Origin of the sequence: Nonlabens sp. (genome assembly GCF_965657255.1) — a bacterium.
Taxonomy (GTDB): Bacteria; Bacteroidota; Bacteroidia; order Flavobacteriales; family Flavobacteriaceae; genus Nonlabens.
On the sequence record NZ_CBFHNM010000008.1, the window covers coordinates 114,972 to 132,246 of the forward strand.

At 33.4% G+C, this 17,275-nt stretch carries 22 protein-coding genes and 1 other RNA gene; 18 read left to right on the top strand and 5 right to left on the bottom strand.

Going from position 1 to position 17,275, the window contains the following annotated elements:
- The first annotated feature begins 70 nt into the window (after positions 1-70).
- Genes ACTF54_RS10440 through ACTF54_RS10460 form a run of 5 tightly spaced genes read left to right on the top strand, consistent with a single transcriptional unit; the run spans position 71 to position 3,386 of the window.
- Positions 71-583: a hypothetical protein gene (locus ACTF54_RS10440; RefSeq protein WP_347195476.1), complete on the top strand. Its 513-nt coding sequence runs from the start codon at positions 71-73 to the stop codon at positions 581-583.
- Positions 584-593: 10 nt separating this feature from the next.
- Positions 594-2,006 carry a DUF4153 domain-containing protein gene (locus tag ACTF54_RS10445; RefSeq protein WP_347202283.1) on the top strand — a complete coding sequence of 471 codons (1,413 nt, stop codon included), beginning with the start codon at positions 594-596 and terminating at the stop codon, positions 2,004-2,006.
- On the top strand, positions 1,987-2,310 hold the full coding sequence (locus ACTF54_RS10450; protein ID WP_347197252.1) for a hypothetical protein: 324 nt from the start codon (positions 1,987-1,989) through the stop codon (positions 2,308-2,310). The genes ACTF54_RS10445 and ACTF54_RS10450 overlap by 20 nt, the downstream gene beginning before the upstream one ends.
- Before the next feature lie 31 nt (positions 2,311-2,341).
- Positions 2,342-3,010, top strand: coding sequence for a DUF1361 domain-containing protein (locus ACTF54_RS10455; protein ID WP_347197251.1), 669 nt, complete (start codon positions 2,342-2,344; stop codon positions 3,008-3,010).
- Positions 2,988-3,386 (top strand): DUF2809 domain-containing protein, encoded by a 399-nt coding sequence (locus tag ACTF54_RS10460; RefSeq protein WP_438969300.1) that lies wholly within the window; start codon positions 2,988-2,990, stop codon positions 3,384-3,386. The genes ACTF54_RS10455 and ACTF54_RS10460 overlap by 23 nt, the downstream gene beginning before the upstream one ends.
- 107 nt (positions 3,387-3,493) lie before the next feature.
- On the opposite strand, the gene ACTF54_RS10465 is transcribed toward ACTF54_RS10460, so the two are convergent.
- Entirely contained in the window at positions 3,494-4,726 is a 1,233-nt protein-coding gene (locus ACTF54_RS10465; protein WP_438969301.1) for an NAD(P)-dependent oxidoreductase, read from the bottom strand.
- A 122-nt stretch (positions 4,727-4,848) separates the two neighbouring features.
- On the opposite strand from ACTF54_RS10465, the gene ACTF54_RS10470 reads away from it, so the two are divergent.
- The 11 genes from ACTF54_RS10470 to ACTF54_RS10520 all read left to right on the top strand — a co-directional run bounded on the left by ACTF54_RS10470 (position 4,849) and on the right by ACTF54_RS10520 (position 12,709).
- On the top strand, positions 4,849-5,757 hold the full coding sequence (locus ACTF54_RS10470) for a YitT family protein (protein WP_347197248.1): 909 nt from the start codon (positions 4,849-4,851) through the stop codon (positions 5,755-5,757).
- A 120-nt stretch (positions 5,758-5,877) separates the two neighbouring features.
- Complete coding sequence (locus ACTF54_RS10475) at positions 5,878-6,267, top strand: cupredoxin domain-containing protein (protein ID WP_438969302.1); 390 nt, start codon at positions 5,878-5,880, stop codon at positions 6,265-6,267.
- 197 nt (positions 6,268-6,464) lie between these two features.
- Positions 6,465-6,862, top strand: a transfer-messenger RNA (tmRNA) gene (ssrA, locus tag ACTF54_RS10480).
- A gap of 188 nt (positions 6,863-7,050) precedes the next feature.
- Positions 7,051-7,287 carry a hypothetical protein gene (locus ACTF54_RS10485; RefSeq protein ID WP_438969303.1) on the top strand — a complete coding sequence of 79 codons (237 nt, stop codon included), beginning with the start codon at positions 7,051-7,053 and terminating at the stop codon, positions 7,285-7,287.
- A 76-nt stretch (positions 7,288-7,363) separates the two neighbouring features.
- On the top strand, positions 7,364-7,777 hold the full coding sequence (locus ACTF54_RS10490; protein ID WP_438969315.1) for an HYC_CC_PP family protein: 414 nt from the start codon (positions 7,364-7,366) through the stop codon (positions 7,775-7,777).
- An 89-nt stretch (positions 7,778-7,866) separates the two neighbouring features.
- On the top strand, positions 7,867-8,631 hold the full coding sequence (locus tag ACTF54_RS10495; RefSeq protein ID WP_347197244.1) for a hypothetical protein: 765 nt from the start codon (positions 7,867-7,869) through the stop codon (positions 8,629-8,631).
- 75 nt (positions 8,632-8,706) lie between these two features.
- Positions 8,707-9,306, top strand: a complete 600-nt coding sequence (locus ACTF54_RS10500; RefSeq protein WP_347197243.1) for a heavy-metal-associated domain-containing protein — start codon at positions 8,707-8,709, stop codon at positions 9,304-9,306.
- Positions 9,290-10,192: an NHL repeat-containing protein gene (locus ACTF54_RS10505; protein WP_347202015.1), complete on the top strand. Its 903-nt coding sequence runs from the start codon at positions 9,290-9,292 to the stop codon at positions 10,190-10,192. Before ACTF54_RS10500 ends, ACTF54_RS10505 begins: the two co-directional genes overlap by 17 nt.
- The gene (locus ACTF54_RS10510) at positions 10,179-10,913 is read left to right on the top strand and encodes an acetolactate decarboxylase (RefSeq protein WP_347197241.1); all 735 of its coding nucleotides are present in this window, start codon (positions 10,179-10,181) and stop codon (positions 10,911-10,913) included. The genes ACTF54_RS10505 and ACTF54_RS10510 overlap by 14 nt, the downstream gene beginning before the upstream one ends.
- Positions 10,913-11,632: a heavy metal translocating P-type ATPase gene (locus ACTF54_RS10515; RefSeq protein ID WP_347197240.1), complete on the top strand. Its 720-nt coding sequence runs from the start codon at positions 10,913-10,915 to the stop codon at positions 11,630-11,632. The genes ACTF54_RS10510 and ACTF54_RS10515 overlap by 1 nt, the downstream gene beginning before the upstream one ends.
- Positions 11,633-11,644: 12 nt before the next feature.
- The gene (locus ACTF54_RS10520; protein ID WP_438969304.1) at positions 11,645-12,709 is read left to right on the top strand and encodes a flavin monoamine oxidase family protein; all 1,065 of its coding nucleotides are present in this window, start codon (positions 11,645-11,647) and stop codon (positions 12,707-12,709) included.
- 4 nt (positions 12,710-12,713) lie between these two features.
- On the opposite strand, the gene ACTF54_RS10525 is transcribed toward ACTF54_RS10520, so the two are convergent.
- Entirely contained in the window at positions 12,714-13,253 is a 540-nt protein-coding gene (locus ACTF54_RS10525; RefSeq protein WP_438969305.1) for a CopD family protein, read from the bottom strand.
- A 265-nt stretch (positions 13,254-13,518) separates the two neighbouring features.
- On the opposite strand from ACTF54_RS10525, the gene ACTF54_RS10530 reads away from it, so the two are divergent.
- Positions 13,519-13,779: a uroporphyrinogen decarboxylase gene (locus ACTF54_RS10530; RefSeq protein ID WP_347197237.1), complete on the top strand. Its 261-nt coding sequence runs from the start codon at positions 13,519-13,521 to the stop codon at positions 13,777-13,779.
- Between the two features lies 1 nt (position 13,780).
- The gene (locus tag ACTF54_RS10535; RefSeq protein WP_347197236.1) at positions 13,781-14,545 is read left to right on the top strand and encodes a patatin-like phospholipase family protein; all 765 of its coding nucleotides are present in this window, start codon (positions 13,781-13,783) and stop codon (positions 14,543-14,545) included.
- A gap of 7 nt (positions 14,546-14,552) precedes the next feature.
- Here ACTF54_RS10535 and ACTF54_RS10540 read toward each other — a convergent pair whose 3' ends face one another.
- The 3 genes from ACTF54_RS10540 to ACTF54_RS10550 form a co-directional block, all read right to left on the bottom strand.
- On the bottom strand, positions 14,553-15,182 hold the full coding sequence (locus ACTF54_RS10540) for a carbonic anhydrase family protein (RefSeq protein ID WP_347197235.1): 630 nt from the start codon (positions 15,180-15,182) through the stop codon (positions 14,553-14,555).
- Positions 15,183-15,192: 10 nt separating this feature from the next.
- Positions 15,193-16,800: a SulP family inorganic anion transporter gene (locus ACTF54_RS10545; protein WP_438969306.1), complete on the bottom strand. Its 1,608-nt coding sequence runs from the start codon at positions 16,798-16,800 to the stop codon at positions 15,193-15,195.
- A 108-nt stretch (positions 16,801-16,908) separates the two neighbouring features.
- Positions 16,909-17,187, bottom strand: coding sequence for a hypothetical protein (locus tag ACTF54_RS10550; RefSeq protein WP_438969307.1), 279 nt, complete (start codon positions 17,185-17,187; stop codon positions 16,909-16,911).
- Between the last annotated feature and the right edge of the window lie 88 nt (positions 17,188-17,275).

Genomic DNA, 17,275 nt, shown 5'->3' on the forward strand with positions numbered 1-17,275 from the left:
GAAATCGAACTTTTAATACGAACGAATAACGAAGTTAAAAACCCATCTCAGATGGCTTAAATCTCAAACTATGAAAACATTTTTTTTATCTTTTTACTTTGCAATTCAAAGTACTTTAATAACAATTAGAGAGGTATTTGTTTTACATTCTTTTGAAGTCGCTAGCAAACTTTATGTAAAACTTAAAACTGGCACCTCGTGGAATGTTCATACTAGACAGCTTCTGTCCTATCCAGAAGAAAGTCTAGGATATCATTTAGGTTGCTTTTTATTACAACATAAATTCGAACCGCAACCATTATGTGAAGATCATGATATTTTTCATGTCCTGACTGGCTATAAAGTAGACACTGCACAAGAAATAGCCATGCAATACTGGTTATGGGGAAATGGAAAACGCAGCCCTTTTGTACTTCTTGCCATGTTAGTAGGTGTGGTATTATACATAGATAACTATGACTCTTTTGCCGATGCTTTCTTTAACGGTAAGAACTCAAAAAGTATCCATGATTTAGATTTTAAACAACACCTCTATTCACCTATTTCATTATTTCAAAATACACTTATAACAACAAACCTATAAATTGATCCTCATGAAAAAAACTATTATTATCACCGCTGGCGGATTGCTCTTTGCTACACTTTTTTACAATCAAACTTTAGGAATCAACGCCTTGATTTATAGCACGTTTTTAATCATAGCTTTAGTGGTTTCTAAAAAAGGTCTTTTATCTAAAACCACTACCGTAATTAGCGCACTAGGCATGTTAACCAGTGCAGTAGCTATTTGTTATCATGGTGCAACATGGAGTATTATAACCTATTTCTTTAGTACAATATTATTTATAGGTTATGTGGCCAGTAGCCAAAGTAGTATTTATATAAGTTGGCTTAACGGAATTTACAATAGTGTATTTGGTGTCTTTCATTCATTTATTTATCAGCAAGAAGAAACCCAGGTATCGCAATCCAAAAAAAAGGTAGATGTAGGCCAATTAATAAAGCTGATTGTCATTCCGCTATTTCTGGTAATTATTTTCACGATTCTTTATAGCACTTCAAATCCTGTGTTTAATGAAGTTTTGACCGCTGTTGATTTTTCATTTATCAATGTATTTTGGATGTTCACGGCAGTATTTGGGGCTTTTATCATGGCAAACATTCATCAACCACTTCCTATATATGACATCACTGCTCGAGATCAAAATTACCCTAATGAATTAGAACCAAAACCTCTTAATGAGAAACAGTTGAAAAGTGTTACCAATGAATCTCAAATAGGTTTGATATCCATCATATGTTTAAATGCCTTGCTAGTAATGGTTCTTATTACGGAAGTCATATTTCTTATAAATAGTAAAAGTAATCATGCCAGCGTTTTATCAAGCGCGGTTCATCAAGGTGTTTATGCCTCTATAGTCAGCATACTTCTTGCCTTAACTGTCATTGCTATTATATTCCGTGGTAATGTAAATTTTTTAAAAAAGAATCAAAACCTAAGGAGGCTCACCTATCTATGGATAGGATTCAATTCTTTGTTAGTAATCAGCATATTCATTAAGAACTATACCTATATAGACGACCACGGCTTAACACATAAACGTATAGGTGTTATGGTTTATTTATTATTAACCATGGTAGGCTTATGTACGACCTATTTAAAAATTAATTACCGTCTAAATTTTGTGTATTTATTGCGTCGTAACCTAGCCATAGGTTATGCAACTATTGCAATTTATTCGGTAATCAATTGGTCTGCAATAATTACAGATCACAATATCAAAGAAAATCATATAGATCCATTTTACTTAAGAAATCTTCTACCACAGAATGCGATGGTATTGAAAAAGCAAGGCCTTTATGATGAATATACTTTTAACAAAAACCGTAAAAGAAGAAGAAGTAACAAAGTTTATAATGAAGTCACTTTTATCGATCGCAACTGGCAAGAATTTAACTGGATCGCTTATCAAATACAAGAAGAAAATGAGAAGGTTGCTCCATAGATTACAAACTCAAAATAGAATTGCGATACAACTTGCTATAATCTCCTTTATAGCTGGTTTTATAGTCTTCCTACTCTTTGTTATTACGGGAAATAAGGAATACGCGTTCTTAGGAATTATTTGTATCATAATAGCATCAATATTCAATTTGATTTTGTTTTTAGTAGTTGTAGGCCATACCATATTGGGTTCTGTATCATTAAAAGAAGGTCTTTTTACCATGTATGTTATGATACTTAATATTCCTATCACCATTTCATATTTTCATATCAATTATGAAATATTAGTACTCACGCTAGCATAGTTATTCCTATAAAAACTAACGACATCATTACATGAAAACTTTATTTTTAAATCGACACCATGAATTTAAGCAACTAGCTGCTTTAACCCTTTTATGCTTTTGTTTACTAGGACTGCGCATGAAAATCAGTCATGATTTTTTCATGTTATTTTTAGTTTGGAATCTTTTTCTGGCGTTTGTTCCCTATGTATTAGTTGCTCGATTGCGCTTTCGCGAAAGCGTAACAACAACCAACCTTATAGTCACAGGTAGTATCTGGTTAGCCTTCCTACCTAACGCACCATATCTATTGACCGATTTGATACATATCAAACATGCATCTTCTAACTGGATCGTTTATGAATCACTTCTTATATTAAGTTTTAGTTTAACTGGATTGTTCTTGGGCTTTTTAAGTCTTAGGGATATGACCCAACTATTAATTGAAAAAAACTGGCTGCCAGATAAAAAATGGATAGACATATTTCAAAATAGTATTTTACTATTATGCGGTTATGGGATTTATTTAGGAAGAGTTTTGCGGTGGAATACATGGGATATTATACAACACCCAGAAAAACTATTTTTAGATATGGTAGATCTATTTATTCATCCATTTTCACAACAAGACGCCTGGCTTATGATCGCTAGTATAAGTCTATTTCTTATTGTTATTTTCCATCTTTTTAAAAGTGTTAATGAAACTACCACAACTACATAGAAAATCAAAAAAGGTGTATTTAATTTCTGCAATAACTCTGTTTATGGTAGAATTTTTCATAGAACGATATGTACATGACAGTTTTATACGTCCATATCTAGGAGATTTTCTAGTCGTTATTTTACTGTATGCGATTTTAATGTCTATCAGTAAATTACAAGTGTATACTGCTGCAGTGGTTACCTTAATTTTTAGTTATCTAGTAGAAACAGCTCAATATTTACAATTAGTGAGTTTTCTGGGTCTGGAAGAATATAAATGGTCTCGCATCATTATAGGGACCAGTTTTTCCTGGTGGGATGTATTGATGTATAGCCTTGGGTTCTTATTTATTATACTTATCGAGCAAACGAGTTATAGACACATAAAGCCCTAAAATTGAACAAATAAAAGAGTTTCTTCAAAAAAAAGTAAAGCAACTATTTTATTCATTTAAAAATATTAATGAATAATGTAAGTAGCTGCTTTTACCATCAACATATTTTAAAAATTAGTTGGTTTTCCATAAACGTAATCTTGTAGATAGGCAAAACGCTCTGTTAACTTTCCATCACTAGTAGTCATTTTTGCTCGTTCAAGAATCCCATTTTTATCGCCGTTAAAAAAAGCTGGAATCACATGTTTTTCAAACATCTCGCCAAAACCTTCACTAGCATCCTTAGGCAATTCACAAGGTAGATTATCTACTGCCATTACCGTAATGGATCCAGGAGTTTTGAAAGCGACTTCTTTTTCACCTTGAGTGTCATATCCATAAATAGGATCTGCGATCGTACTAGGTCGCAAGGTTGATGCAATAGGACCGTCGATATCACAGCTTACATCTGCCACAAGATTTATTTTGAAATCAGCCTTTTTTGCGTCTTCTCTGGTAAAAAGATACGGCGCACCGTTACCATAAAAATGTCCTGTGATCAACATATCAGTAACCTTTGCGTACTTCATAAAATCACTGTTTAGTAATTCTGGATTTTTATAGCATTCGGTTTTTGTAGGTCGGTAACCGTCTTTACGTGTGTAATAATGATGCACGTCTAGCACTGTGAAAGTGGTTTGTTTATTTTCGAACTGACCTAATTGTAAAAATTCTTTAGGTTTTAATTCTTTAATTTCTAGCTCATCAAGAATTTCTTTAATCCCACCGGCAACTTTACCACTACCAGTCATCACTATATTGATTGCTGGTAAATTATTTTTAATCTTGTACAATTCACTCTTCAGCGCCTGATAATCTGGTAAATTTTCCACTTTGGGTAGATCAAATATTCCATCTCTTAATCCCAGTGCTCTGAAACCATTATAAGCTCCTACTATTCCTGCATATCTCCCAAAACCTATAAGTCGTGCACCGTTCTTTTTCACAATAGTCTCGTGATCGTAAAGTTCAATTTTCTTATCAAGAATTGCCCTCAATAAATCGCGATTATAAGGTTGTTTCTTAATGGTATGGGAAAAGAAAAAATACTTTTTATTAGGTATCAAAGCATTGATTGGAACTTCCTTTACACCTATCATCACGTCTGCATCGCTTATATCTTCTGTGACAGAAATACCATGAGATTGATACTGGTCATCTGGAAATATTCTTATGGGTGAAGATTCTACTGTAAATTCCGCTTTCGCGAAAGCGAGATCTAAACGGTTTAACTGCTCTGGAGTAAACACTACTCTTCTATCTGGCGGATTCTTTCTTTCTCTTATTACAGCAAATTTCATAAACTCATTTTGGAGTAGCAAGATAAGGAAATAGCAATGCAATTAAAAAGTAGACCTGCTACAATTAGTATAAGTTATCTTATATTCCCTCTTGATAGATACATATAGAAATAAGTAAAATCATGATGAAATATATAAGAGAATACAGTCAGATAGCTATTGGGATTTTTCTTGCTAGTATAGGTTTAAAAGCCTTTTTATTACCTAACAATTTTCTAGACGGTGGTGTTACTGGAATAGCGATACTCTTAAGTTTAGAAACTGGCTGGGACATTTCAATATTATTAATTGTTTTAAGTATTCCCTTTATTATCGTAGGAATCTTTACGGTATCTAAAAGAATTGTTATCAAATCTATCATAGCGATTGCTTTATTAGCACTTTCTATAAGTCTAGAAACCTTTCCTATTATTACCGAAGATAAGTTGCTGATTTCGATTTTTGGCGGGATGTTTCTAGGTGCAGGAATAGGTGTTACCATACGTAATGGTGCTGTTTTAGATGGGTCAGAGCTTTTAGGTCTTTTTGTCTTCAACAAATATGGGATTAGTATAGGTAAAACAATTATCGCATTCAATGTGATCTTATTTTGTATCACCGCATATGTTGTTTCAGTAGAGATTGCTATGTATTCTATTCTAGCCTATCTAGTTACCGCAAAAGTGATTGACCTATTCATTCAAGGTCTAGAAAACTTTATAGGGTTAACGATTGTATCTCAAAAATCTAAAGAAATAACAGACGCTATTGCTTTTGAACTGGGCGTGGGCATTACTATTTATAAAGGTGCAAGCGGTTATGGAAGTAGTGGTGTAAATAAAGAAATCAATATCATACAGACCATAGTTAACCGTATCGATATTAATAAAACCCTAAATCTAGTCGAAGAAATAGATCCTAAGGCTTTTGTAATTGAGTTTGATGTAAACAAAGTGCGCGGTGGTGTTTTAAAAAGATATTTAACTAAAGGATCTAATGCTTCATTACCTACTGACATAATTAGGAACGGGATTAATGATGAAGAAATATGATTATGGGAACTATTTTAAATGAGTAGGGAATTATGACTCAAAATTCACGATAGTTAGGATTGCATCTTTGCCATGTAATTAAACATAACGCCTTAAACGGCACTTTAAAAAAGCACTATCATGAAAAAGTTAATCGCACTAGTAGTAATCGCATTGGGAATGAGTATCACCACACAGGCTCAAGATAAAATGATGGATAAGTCTGTTAAGACTATATCCTTAGAACAAGTAAAAGGTGAATTTGTACAAAAACAAGTTACTGTAAACGCTGGAACATATCAGTTTGCCATTGCAAATAATGCGGTAGGACATGAAGTAGGTTTTGTTCTCGTTAAAAAAGGGAATGATATTTCTAAACCAGAAAACCACATCAAAACAGCGTATGTAACTAAAACAGTTGCCACTGGAAGTACTGAAACTTCAAAAGCAACTCCTTTAACACCAGGAGAGTATGTGTATTTTTGTCCTATGAACCCTACTTCAACAGATAATTTATTAATTGTGAAATAATCACTTTTACATTTATTGAAACTATTAGTCTGTTTTACAAGTTTCAAAACTAAATCTCAGTTGATACAACTGGGATTTTTTTTGTAATCAGATTTGGCATAGTTTTTACACCAGTATCTGTAATAGATGATTATATTTGCCATCCTGATTTTATTATTTATTATAAATCTGGTATTTTTAGTTTACTGAAAATAAATGGGGTCGACTGGTTTTGACAGCGAGACCGACTTGATTGTAAGCATGTAGAGCGCTGGGACATAGCTCTTAAATATCATGATTCACACTTTTTAAACGGCGAGAATAACTACGCCCTAGCAGCATAATCTGAATTACAGTAGGATGTGCCTCGGTCTGTTAGACAGACATGCAGGAAATCTCTCAGGAGCCTTGATTTACGGCGACTGATTATGAGATTTCGTAAAAGTAAATCTATCCTCATCAGGGCTTTGATGTTGAGGAGAAACTCGATTGAAGACAAGCGTTGCGTTGGTGGTTTCTAACCGGCTATACGACTGAAATTAAATAGAAACTAAACATGTAGAAAGCGATGAATTCGCTCGTTTGGACGAGAGTTCGATTCTCTCCGACTCCACTTGAAGAGAGTTATCATAATTTTTATGGTAATTCTCTTTTTATTTTTACTCATATGCATTACTATACATACCATTTGATGAAAAACAAAAAGAGTAAATAATACATCAAAAAGTTAAGCCAGTCCCACCTTAAGAATTCATTAATAGATTTTATTTATCAGTTTGTTTAAATTTAAATAAAAATTTAGTCATGAAAAATAGAGCTATGCAGTGGCTAGCAATGACCACGTTAATTTTAATTACAGTTACCATTTTTACAACGATGAATCTTTCCTTCAGTTGGGTCTTTTATCTTACTGTTGCAGGACAAGCGCTTTTAGTAGTAACTGTTTACAAAGTCCTAAAAGATGATTACACGACAGACAAAACATTTGAAGATTTTTACGAAGATCGACCAGATTTAGGCTCTTCAGAAGAAGTTGATTGAGTTCAAATATTGCTATTTAATGTTAAGGTTTTAATCTTAAAAATGCAATGTAAAAACTGTTTCTTATCTTTGCATGATGTTTAAAGCAATAAAAAATATAGGTATTACGATCATGGCAGTAATTGTGCTATGCTCTACACTATCTTTTAATGTGCACAAACATTTTTGCGGTCCATTTTTAAAAGACATTTCGGTTATCGTTCCTTCTCATGGATGTGAGATGGAAACAAATAACCCTAAAGACCTTTGTAAAATTTCAGTTGAAAAAAGCTGTTGTAACGACGTTGTTGAACTAGTTAAAGGTCAGGATGATTTAAAAATATCTACTTTCAACTTTGACCTAGATCAACAGCAGTTTTTAATTGCATTTACGTATAGCTATATTTCTAGTTTCGCTGGCGATGAACTGGAAAATGTAACTTTTAAAGCATATTCGCCGCCTCTGGTCATACGGGACTTGCCTGTTTTGCACCAGTCTTTTCTCATTTAAATAAATTGATTTTATAATTACCGCAACTTATGCGGTTATCACTGTGCGCAATATTTGTGCATTTTTAAATCATTTTATTTATACACATTATGAAATATATAATTACTGTGGTTTGTGTTGTTTTCGCTTTTGCGAAAGCAATTGCACAAGGTCCACCCATCACAGCAGATAAACCTATCATGCTAGGAGGCGGAAGCTTCACAATAAAAACATTAACAGAAATTAGAAACACAGAGCGTGGAACTATCGTTTACACGCCTATAATGCTGCATTATTTACCTACGAATAATATACTAGTAGCATTGCACATTCCATATACTACTTATAATCTAAGGGATGTTGATGGTAGTGGTCTGGCAGATATGAAGATAATGGGGAAATATCAGTTTTATCGTAAAGATGGTACTGGAAAAACCTTCCGTATGGTGGCAAAAACACTGCAAACCTTACCTACAGGAAGAGAGATAGACGTTATGGATATTTCTACTGGCAAATATACTGGCTACTATGGTGTTGTCGCTGGATTAGAAACTCTTAAATACGGAATATCTGGAGAAATAGGTTACAATGAAATGCCAGATGGTACTCTTGATGAATTTAGAGCCAAACTAGGTTTTGGTTTACCCTTGTTAAAACCTCAATACCCTAATAAACAATTGAATTTATACTTTGAATACAACAGTGTCTGGTTGCACGAGCGCGACTGGTATCAATTGTTATACTCACAAGGCGTACAATACGCACTCAAAAATATAACTTTTGACCTAGCAGTTCAATTGCCTTTAGTACAAGAAATTGATGCTGATCGAGCACTAAATTACTCCGTATTTTTAGGAACAAGATATACATTTTAAAAAAATAATTATAGCGCATTATGTGCGCTTCAAAACTTAAATACAATGAAACAAATAACCATAATTTTAAGCATAGTGATTGGATTATTCGCTTTCGCGCAAGCGGATGCACAATCAAAAAAAGGCAGAGACACTTATGAAGTGCAAGTAGATGGACTAGGTTGCCCATTTTGTGCTTACGGACTAGAAAAGAAATTTAAAGAATTTAAAGGAATCAAAGACATCGCTATTGATATTGAAACAGGCGATTTTTCATTCAGTTATCCGGCAGATAAACCTTTATCTCTAGAACAAGTATTAACACAAGTAGAGAAAGCAGGTTATACACCTAATGAAGCAAAAATATCGCGCGCTGATGGAGAAATAGTGACCACAAAAACAGCAGGAAAATTACTAAATACAGATCTTGCAACTAGTAAACTGTATGTAAATGGAATGTGTGGAATGTGTAAAGCACGTATTGAAAAGGCTGCTGGAACAGTAGATGGTGTTGCTAGTGCATTATGGGATGTAGATACAAAAATGCTAACCGTATCCTTTGACGCTACACAGACTGATGAGAAAGCTATTGAAAAAGCTGCGGCTGCCGTAGGACACGATACTAAAGGTGTAACCGCTAGCGACAAAGCTTATGATAATTTACACCCATGTTGTAAATATGAAAGAGAAATTTAAGATGAAGAATTATTTATATATGATCGTGGCTGCGGCCGCGATCATTTCTTGTACAGAAAAAGAAGCCGTGCCTCAAGAATGGCAGTTTGAAGAAATCATCCAAATAGAAGGTGTGAATCCCATAGGAATTGCTATGGATGGAAATGATATATTTCTAAGCGATGGTGATCACAATCGTATCGTTAAAGTAGATAGTACCGGCGCTATTTTGTTAGAAATGGATGGTTTTCAAAGACCTATGCATATAGAATTTGGTGAACCAGATTTTGAAATTACAGATAAAGTATCAAAATCTATACTTAAGGAACGAGCACTTTTTGTACCAGAATACGGTCGCGATTCTATCGCTGTTATGCGTGGTAATAAATTGGACTATTTAGTTTTACAAGATTCTCTTGACGCTCCAGCAGCAATAAGCGTTTACAACAATGAAATAGCTATTGCAGACTTCTACCCTAATCGAGTGTTGTACTATGATGGTAAGAATTGGATAAGTATAGCAACCGAAGGAAAAGAACTAGGACAGCTTTATTATCCTACCGATGTTCAAATAACAGAAAAACACATATTTGTGGCAGATGCTTATAACCATAGAGGACAGGTATTTGATAAAAGAGGAAATGGTGTCGCACTAATAGGCGATGATCAAAAAATGAATGCAGCAACGGGATTATTTGTAAATGATAATGCAGTCTATATAACTGATTTTGAAAATGGACGTATCCTGATTTTTGATCTAGAATACCATTTAAAACAGATCCTAGAAACTGGAATTGATAAACCTACTGACGTTTATGTAGAAGATCAAGTCATGTATATTACAAATTACCGAAAAGGTCAATTAGTTAAATATCTTTTGAAAGACATCGTTGATGAAAAACTTTAAAATAGTAGCCCTATTAGTAACAGCAATAAGCTGTTGCAATTGTAATAACAAAAGTACTTTAGATACGAGTGTTAAAAACAAAGGTGCTTTAATGCAATTAATGTCAGGAAATCTAAAGGCGACAGCGTCTTTAGATTCCTTACAAACGTTACCTCATCTTTATGCATTAGGCGCATTAGAAAATCTTAAAGGCGAAATTCAAATCTTTGATGGAACTTCTTACGTGAGTAAAAAAAAGGTTTTTAATAAAGTTCAAATACAACCTACTTTTGACCATAAAGCTTCTTTATTAGTTTATGCGCAAGTTCCTGAATGGAATGATGCCATTCTATTAGATAAATTTACAGTTAATTCACAACTAGAAAAACAAATCAAAAATGCTGCTCTAGCAAATGGTATTGACGTAGAACAACCGTTTCCGTTTCTTATAAAAGGAAAGCCTTCTTTATTAAGCTGGCATGTTATCGATTGGAAAGATGGAGATACGGTTCACACTCATAAAAAGCATCAAGAATCTGGGCCACATGGTACTTTTGAGAATGAAGAAGTAGAAATTATAGGCTTTTATTCTGAAAAACATAAAGCTGTTTTTACACATCATACTACCTTTCTACATATGCACTTCAAAACCGATTATGAAGGTATTGCTGGTCATGTAGATGCCCTTTTTGGAGAGAACGTATTTGGAAATCAATTAGAACTTTATTTACCTAAAAGCTAATGGAACATACTTATACCATCACTGGAATGACTTGTAATGGTTGCAGGACCGATGTAGAAAAACGGCTCAACGCAATTCCAGATGTTAAGGAAGCTACAGTGACTTTAGAAAAGGAGCAAGCTGTAATTTCTATGGACTCGCATATTTCTATAGAAACCTTTCAGAAAGCACTACCAGAAAAGTACCATATTCAAGAAAAGAAGATTGTTTTTGACAATTCCGCTTTCGCGAAAGCGGAACCTAAAAAATCTAAGCTAGAACAGTTAAAACCATTGTTTTTAATACTTGGCTACATAACCGTCGCCACGGTTTTATTGAACTACCATCGAGCAACATGGAACGAAGCCATGCTGGATTTTATGGGAATGTTTTACATCATATTTAGCTTTTTTAAAATGCTGGATTTAAAAGGTTTTCCAGAATCTTTTAGGATGTACGATCCTTTGGCTAAGGCTCTACCTTTTTATGGATGGATTTATCCATTTATAGAAACAGCTTTAGGATTAATGTTTTTAATGCGTTTTGAAATAGAAATTGCATTAATTGCGACTCTCGTTATTTTAGGAACTACCACGATAGGTGTGACTAAAACCTTACTTGACAAGAAGTCTATTCAATGTGCATGTTTAGGAACTGCTTTAAAGTTACCTATGACTGAAGCTACTTTTATTGAAAATGCGATAATGATTGTAATGGCAATTTTAATGTTGTTCAATTAGTTCCTTACCTAAATGACACATTTTAAATATGTTATTATTGGTGCTGGTTTATCAGGGCTTACATCTGCTTATTACTTAAATAAGCTGGGTGAATCTAACTACTTAGTACTAGAATCAAGAGATCGTATAGGAGGAAGAATCTTTACAAAGAATGGAATAGATCTAGGTGCAACTTGGTTTCAGAATCATCATGAGATGGTTGTAAATTTTCTTAATGAATTACAGCTAGAAAGTTTTGATCAATATTCTAAAGGAAAAAGTATTCTATTATACGACCCAAACAGACCTGTACATTATTTTGAAAGTGACCCTAATGCTCAAGCTGCTAAACGTATTAAAGGTAATAGTGTATCATTAATTAGAAGGCTATCTCAATCTTCAGTGGATAAAATAAAACTCTATACAATTGTTCAAGAAATTATTGACAAGGGAGATCACTTAAAAATTGTAACTAATAAAGAAACTTTTACCGCGAGCAAAGTGATACTCACCATTCCACCTAAATTAGTATCACAATTACAGTTCACTCCAGATCTAAATATTTCTACTAAAAAAATATTAGCATCTACACCGACATGGATGGAGCATTCCATTAAAGTTGGAATCACATATGAGAAAGCCTTTTGGCGAAATAAAAATTTCTCAGGAACATTAATAGGACAATCAGGCGCGGTTACAGAACTTTATGACCACTGTGACCCAACGACTGGTATTATTTCCCTAATGGGGTTTGTTAGTGAAAACCTGCGTGAACAAAATGTTGATCAGAGAAAAAAGATCATACTTGATTATATAGCAAATCAGCTAGGTACAGAAGTTTATAACTACCTTAATTATGAAGAAAATGACTGGTCTAAAGATCCTAATACTTCAAATTCTTTACTAACTACATTTTCAAGAACCCACAATTATGGACATCCTGTAATGCAAGAAAGTATTTTCAATGACAAATTAATATTTTCAGGAACTGAAACTTCTCAATTAAATGCTGGTTATATGGATGGTGCCATATATTCAGGAATTAGATCTGCAGCACATTGGAATAAACCTTATTTTTCTAATGCAAATTCTAAATGATTTTTTAACCCTCGTTTTTCTCCCTAACTCTTTTATAAATTTTGAAAAGTAGCATTAGAATGATTGCAAAAACTAAAAGTCCTACTAATCCGTAAACCCAATTGATCGCACTTTTTAGAATGACAAGAAACACTACAGCAAATAGAATAAGCGTGGCGCCTTCGTTATAAATGCGCATACCGTTTGAAGTCCATTTAACCACATTATTTTGAAGTTCCTTAAAGATAAATTGCGTTTTGATTTGATAGATGATTAATAAAACCACAAAACCTAATTTAACATGCATCCAAGAAGCTTGTAACCAGTAAGGATTAAGAACAAGTAACCAAACTGCAAATACAGTAGCAAGGATCGCACTAGGCCACGTGATAATATACCACAACCTGCTGGTCATTATTTTTAATTGTTTAAGTAAAATACTCTTTTCAGGTTCAGCTTTTAAGTGTGCTTCTATTTGATAAACAAACAACCTAGGAATATAAAAAAGACCAGCAAACCAAGTGATGACAAAAATGAGGTGTAGAGATTTTACATATTGATACATAAGGCAAATGCTTGTTTAAAAAACAAATTTAATCATTAATAAGCAGTTCACTATTTTCATAAACTGAATTATTAAATTATATACCTTCTTAGATTAATAAAGATATAGTTATTAGTCAGAAACTGTTTCACGCAAATTTCCTTAGTTTATGCTCATTTTATCTAGCTAGAAAACGATACTATCCTCTTTTCAAAAAAATATTAAAACTAGATTACCTATTGATTTGATGAATAATCGGTAATATTGCAGGCTCTAAAAAACACATATGGAATTCGGTACAGAAACTTTAGATCTAGTAGGTTATGCAGCAAGTTTAGTAGTTTTACTTGCTTTTTTCATGAAGAACATCAATACTTTACGCATCGTAAACTCTGTAGGTTGTGCTTTATTTATCCTTTATGGTTTCTTGTTTGACACTCCTAATTTACCGATTATCATTACAAATGTAGGTATCCTACTAGTCAATGGATATTATCTATTAATTAAAAAAGAAGAGCAAATAACAACAGTTAAAAAGGATCAATAAAATGAAAACAGGTTTAGCTCTTTCTGGTGGTGGCGTTAGAGGTATTGCCCATGCTGGAGTAATCAAAGCACTACAAGAACATGAGATAAGTATAAATCAAATTACTGGCACAAGCGCTGGAGCACTAGTTGGTGCTCTTTACGCAAAAGGAATCACTATTGACAATATCTTTGAATTTTTTGAAACCTCTAACCTATTTCATCCTAAAAAGTTTGCCTTTAGACAAGCTGGTTTTATCAATTCTTCAATCTTCACAGACCAACTTTCACTTTATATTCCTGAAGATAGCTTTGAATCTTTGAATATACCTCTTACAGTGACCGCAACAGACCTCAACACTGGAGAATTAAAAGTCTTTAAAGAAGGAGAACTGTATTTATCTATTCTAGCCAGTGCTGCTTTCCCAGGAATATTTACACCGGTAGACATAAATGGAAACACCTATGTCGACGGTGGTGTAATCAACAATTTTCCTGTCGACTTATTAGATGATTGTGATATTAAAATAGGCAGTTATGTTAATAAAGTAGACCTTAAAAATCGCAAGCTTAAACACTCCTATGATGTAGCAAGTAGAGCTTATGCTATCAATCAATACCATCAAGACAAAATAAAATTTGCCCAATGTGATTTGTTGATTGAGCCCGAATTATATCCTTATGGTTTATTCAACTTTAAGGCCTTAAAAGAAATTTTTCTAAAAGGTTATGAAACCGCATGTCAAAATTTAGAAAGCTTTAAAATCAATGATAAAGACAGTCTGTAGATGATTCTTATGAATAAAACTCTACAGCACCATTTGAAATATCATACATAGCTCCTACTATTTTTATTTCTCCATCATCTTCTAATTCTTTCAAGACTGGACTTTCTCTTCTGATCCTTTGAATAGTAAGCTCTACGTTTTTAGCAGATACTGCATCTACAAATTCTAGGTTTTTTGAATTACGTACTGCTTCATCCTTAGGTTCTTCGACCGCATAAACTGCCGGTTCTATTTTTTCAATCAACTTAGTAAGATTACCTAATCTTGCATGATCACAAGCTCCCTTAATGGCACCACAGCTAGTGTGACCTAAAACAACAATAAGTTTTGTACCAGCGAGTTTACACGCAAACTCCATACTTCCTAAAATATCTTCATTCACAAAGTTTCCTGCTATACGCACACTGAATATATCCCCTAGTCCTTGATCAAAAACTAGCTCTGCAGATACTCTAGAATCAATGCAACTTAAAATTGTCGCAAATGGAAATTGTCCATCGCGAGTATCATTAATTTGCTGTAATAAATTTCTGTTAGCTTTTAAATTATTTTGAAATCTCTCATTTCCTTCTTGTAAAAAAGCTACAGCCTTTTTAGGTGTCATGGTAGATTGTGATTCTTTAGTATGTACTTTCATCTGTTTATTTTTAAAAATTGAATGAATCTTCTTGTGGTCTTAACTTGAAGAACTCTGTAAAACTATCAGGGTTTTCTACAACTCCTCTAGTTGAAATAAGCTTAATATTAATTTCTCTATTAATCGCCTTTTCTCTAAAATCATCTAGAATTTCAATGACATCATGATCTAGGTAAGTCGTTTTTCTTACATCTAATTCAAGATAAGTCTTTCTAGGTAAAGCATCCAACTCTTTAAGTATAGTTGCTTTATTAAAAAAGGTAACTTCTTCTGCTAGTACCATTTTAACTTCATGTTTTCCAGAGTCATCACTTTCTACCGCATGCAAAAAGTGAGAGTTTTGATAACTTTGAAAAAGAGTAATGACTATTCCTATTGCAAGACCAACGCCTACACCTAATAGAAAGTTAATTTGAAGCAATAATACAGTAACAATAAATGGTATGAACTGTCGCCATCCAGCGTTCCACATTTCTTTAAAAAGAGAAGGTTTGGCTAATTTATATCCTACAATTAAAAGTATTGCCGCAAGAACTGAAAGCGGAATCTTATTCATAAGTGTAGGAATAAGAATTACAGAAGCTAATAACAGGAAACCATGAAGAATAGCACTCATTTTAGTTCTACCACCAGACTGGATATTTGCGCTACTTCTAACAATAACTTGGGTTATAGGAAGCCCACCTATCATCCCAGATGCAACATTACCAACTCCTTGGGCAACCAGCTCTCTATTAGTAGGTGTTACTCTTTTAAGTGGATCTAATTTATCTGTCGCTTCAACACATAACAATGTTTCTAAGGCAGCTACAATGGCAATAGTAAAACCTGTAATAATCACATCTACATTACCTATCTGACTAAAGTCGGGAAAAGAAAATTGACCTATAAACATGTCTAAACTTTCTGGGATAGGCACATTTACTAAATGTTCACCTGAAATACTCCAGTAATCTGTATCCATGGTGAAAACGTAATAAAAAATACCTACTACAACTGCTACAAGTGGACCTTGAATTATTTCAAAGATCTTTGCCTTACCACTTAATAGATTGCTCCAAATTAATAAAATGGCTATAGCAATACATCCTATAAGAGTCGCTCCTGGACTTATGAACTCACCTATATTTAAAATTTCACTAAAAGTAGTTTCACCGTCTACTTGAAAAAAGTCCCAATCACCTTCTGGATCTTTATCTAATCCAAAAAAATGTGGGATTTGTTTTAAAAAAATAATGATACCTATTCCAGTTAACATTCCTTTAATCACAGAAGACGGAAAATAGTAACCTATGATTCCTAACTTTAAGAAACCAAAAATGATTTGAATAAAACCTGCTACTACAACGGATACTAGAAAAATTTCAAAACCTCCTAAATCTGTTATTGCAATGGCAACTATAGCAGCAAGACCAGCTGCTGGTCCACTTACTCCTAATTGAGAGTTACTCAATGAACCTACAACAATACCACCTATTATACCTGCTATTAAACCAGCAAATGGTGGTGCTCCACTAGCTAAAGCTATTCCTAAACAAAGTGGTAATGCGACAAAGAAAACGACTATACTAGCCGGAATATCTTTTTTTAAATTTCTAAATGGATTTGAAGAATTCATAAACTGTTGGTGTTCCAAAATGAATAGGGACTTTTGTTTCTAACTGGTAGGAGTCAGAAAATGAAAAAAAATGAAAAATTGGATAACTTAAAATTTAAGAGATAAATTTTAAGAACGGTACTCTGGAGGATGAATAAATATATCTTGAGAGTGGTTTTCCCAATGTTTTTTAATAAAAACATTAGCACTATTTAAGTTCTCTTCGTCTTCAATTAAGACTAGTTGATGGATAACTCTATAGTTCAAGACTTTTTCCCATTCTTGAAGACTACTTTCTTCTAGTTCATTCTCAACATCTAGATCTAATTCGATTAATGAAATAGTGTCGTCTAGCTTTAAGCACGTTTCAACAATAGGCTGGCAGATAAGCAAAATACATACAAGCATTACACTTGTGCATAACATTAAAATGTTCTGATTTGAATTACTTACCATTAAATATAAGATTGCTTTTGATCAATCATAAACAAATATA

What these genes read in the sequence shown, in the direction of transcription:
- ACTF54_RS10440 (WP_347195476.1), top strand. Translation starts at nt 71, where the DNA reads ATGAAAACATTTTTTTTATCTTTTTACTTTGCAATTCAAAGTACTTTA.
- ACTF54_RS10445 (WP_347202283.1), top strand. Translation starts at nt 594, where the DNA reads ATGAAAAAAACTATTATTATCACCGCTGGCGGATTGCTCTTTGCTACA.
- ACTF54_RS10450 (WP_347197252.1), top strand. Translation starts at nt 1,987, where the DNA reads ATGAGAAGGTTGCTCCATAGATTACAAACTCAAAATAGAATTGCGATA.
- ACTF54_RS10455 (WP_347197251.1), top strand. Translation starts at nt 2,342, where the DNA reads ATGAAAACTTTATTTTTAAATCGACACCATGAATTTAAGCAACTAGCT.
- ACTF54_RS10460 (WP_438969300.1), top strand. Translation starts at nt 2,988, where the DNA reads ATGAAACTACCACAACTACATAGAAAATCAAAAAAGGTGTATTTAATT.
- ACTF54_RS10465 (WP_438969301.1), bottom strand. Translation starts at nt 4,726, where the DNA reads ATGAAATTTGCTGTAATAAGAGAAAGAAAGAATCCGCCAGATAGAAGA.
- ACTF54_RS10470 (WP_347197248.1), top strand. Translation starts at nt 4,849, where the DNA reads ATGATGAAATATATAAGAGAATACAGTCAGATAGCTATTGGGATTTTT.
- ACTF54_RS10475 (WP_438969302.1), top strand. Translation starts at nt 5,878, where the DNA reads ATGAAAAAGTTAATCGCACTAGTAGTAATCGCATTGGGAATGAGTATC.
- ACTF54_RS10485 (WP_438969303.1), top strand. Translation starts at nt 7,051, where the DNA reads ATGAAAAATAGAGCTATGCAGTGGCTAGCAATGACCACGTTAATTTTA.
- ACTF54_RS10490 (WP_438969315.1), top strand. Translation starts at nt 7,364, where the DNA reads ATGTTTAAAGCAATAAAAAATATAGGTATTACGATCATGGCAGTAATT.
- ACTF54_RS10495 (WP_347197244.1), top strand. Translation starts at nt 7,867, where the DNA reads ATGAAATATATAATTACTGTGGTTTGTGTTGTTTTCGCTTTTGCGAAA.
- ACTF54_RS10505 (WP_347202015.1), top strand. Translation starts at nt 9,290, where the DNA reads ATGAAAGAGAAATTTAAGATGAAGAATTATTTATATATGATCGTGGCT.
- ACTF54_RS10510 (WP_347197241.1), top strand. Translation starts at nt 10,179, where the DNA reads ATGAAAAACTTTAAAATAGTAGCCCTATTAGTAACAGCAATAAGCTGT.
- ACTF54_RS10515 (WP_347197240.1), top strand. Translation starts at nt 10,913, where the DNA reads ATGGAACATACTTATACCATCACTGGAATGACTTGTAATGGTTGCAGG.
- ACTF54_RS10520 (WP_438969304.1), top strand. Translation starts at nt 11,645, where the DNA reads ATGACACATTTTAAATATGTTATTATTGGTGCTGGTTTATCAGGGCTT.
- ACTF54_RS10525 (WP_438969305.1), bottom strand. Translation starts at nt 13,253, where the DNA reads ATGTATCAATATGTAAAATCTCTACACCTCATTTTTGTCATCACTTGG.
- ACTF54_RS10530 (WP_347197237.1), top strand. Translation starts at nt 13,519, where the DNA reads ATGGAATTCGGTACAGAAACTTTAGATCTAGTAGGTTATGCAGCAAGT.
- ACTF54_RS10535 (WP_347197236.1), top strand. Translation starts at nt 13,781, where the DNA reads ATGAAAACAGGTTTAGCTCTTTCTGGTGGTGGCGTTAGAGGTATTGCC.
- ACTF54_RS10540 (WP_347197235.1), bottom strand. Translation starts at nt 15,182, where the DNA reads ATGAAAGTACATACTAAAGAATCACAATCTACCATGACACCTAAAAAG.
- ACTF54_RS10545 (WP_438969306.1), bottom strand. Translation starts at nt 16,800, where the DNA reads ATGAATTCTTCAAATCCATTTAGAAATTTAAAAAAAGATATTCCGGCT.
- ACTF54_RS10550 (WP_438969307.1), bottom strand. Translation starts at nt 17,187, where the DNA reads ATGCTTGTATGTATTTTGCTTATCTGCCAGCCTATTGTTGAAACGTGC.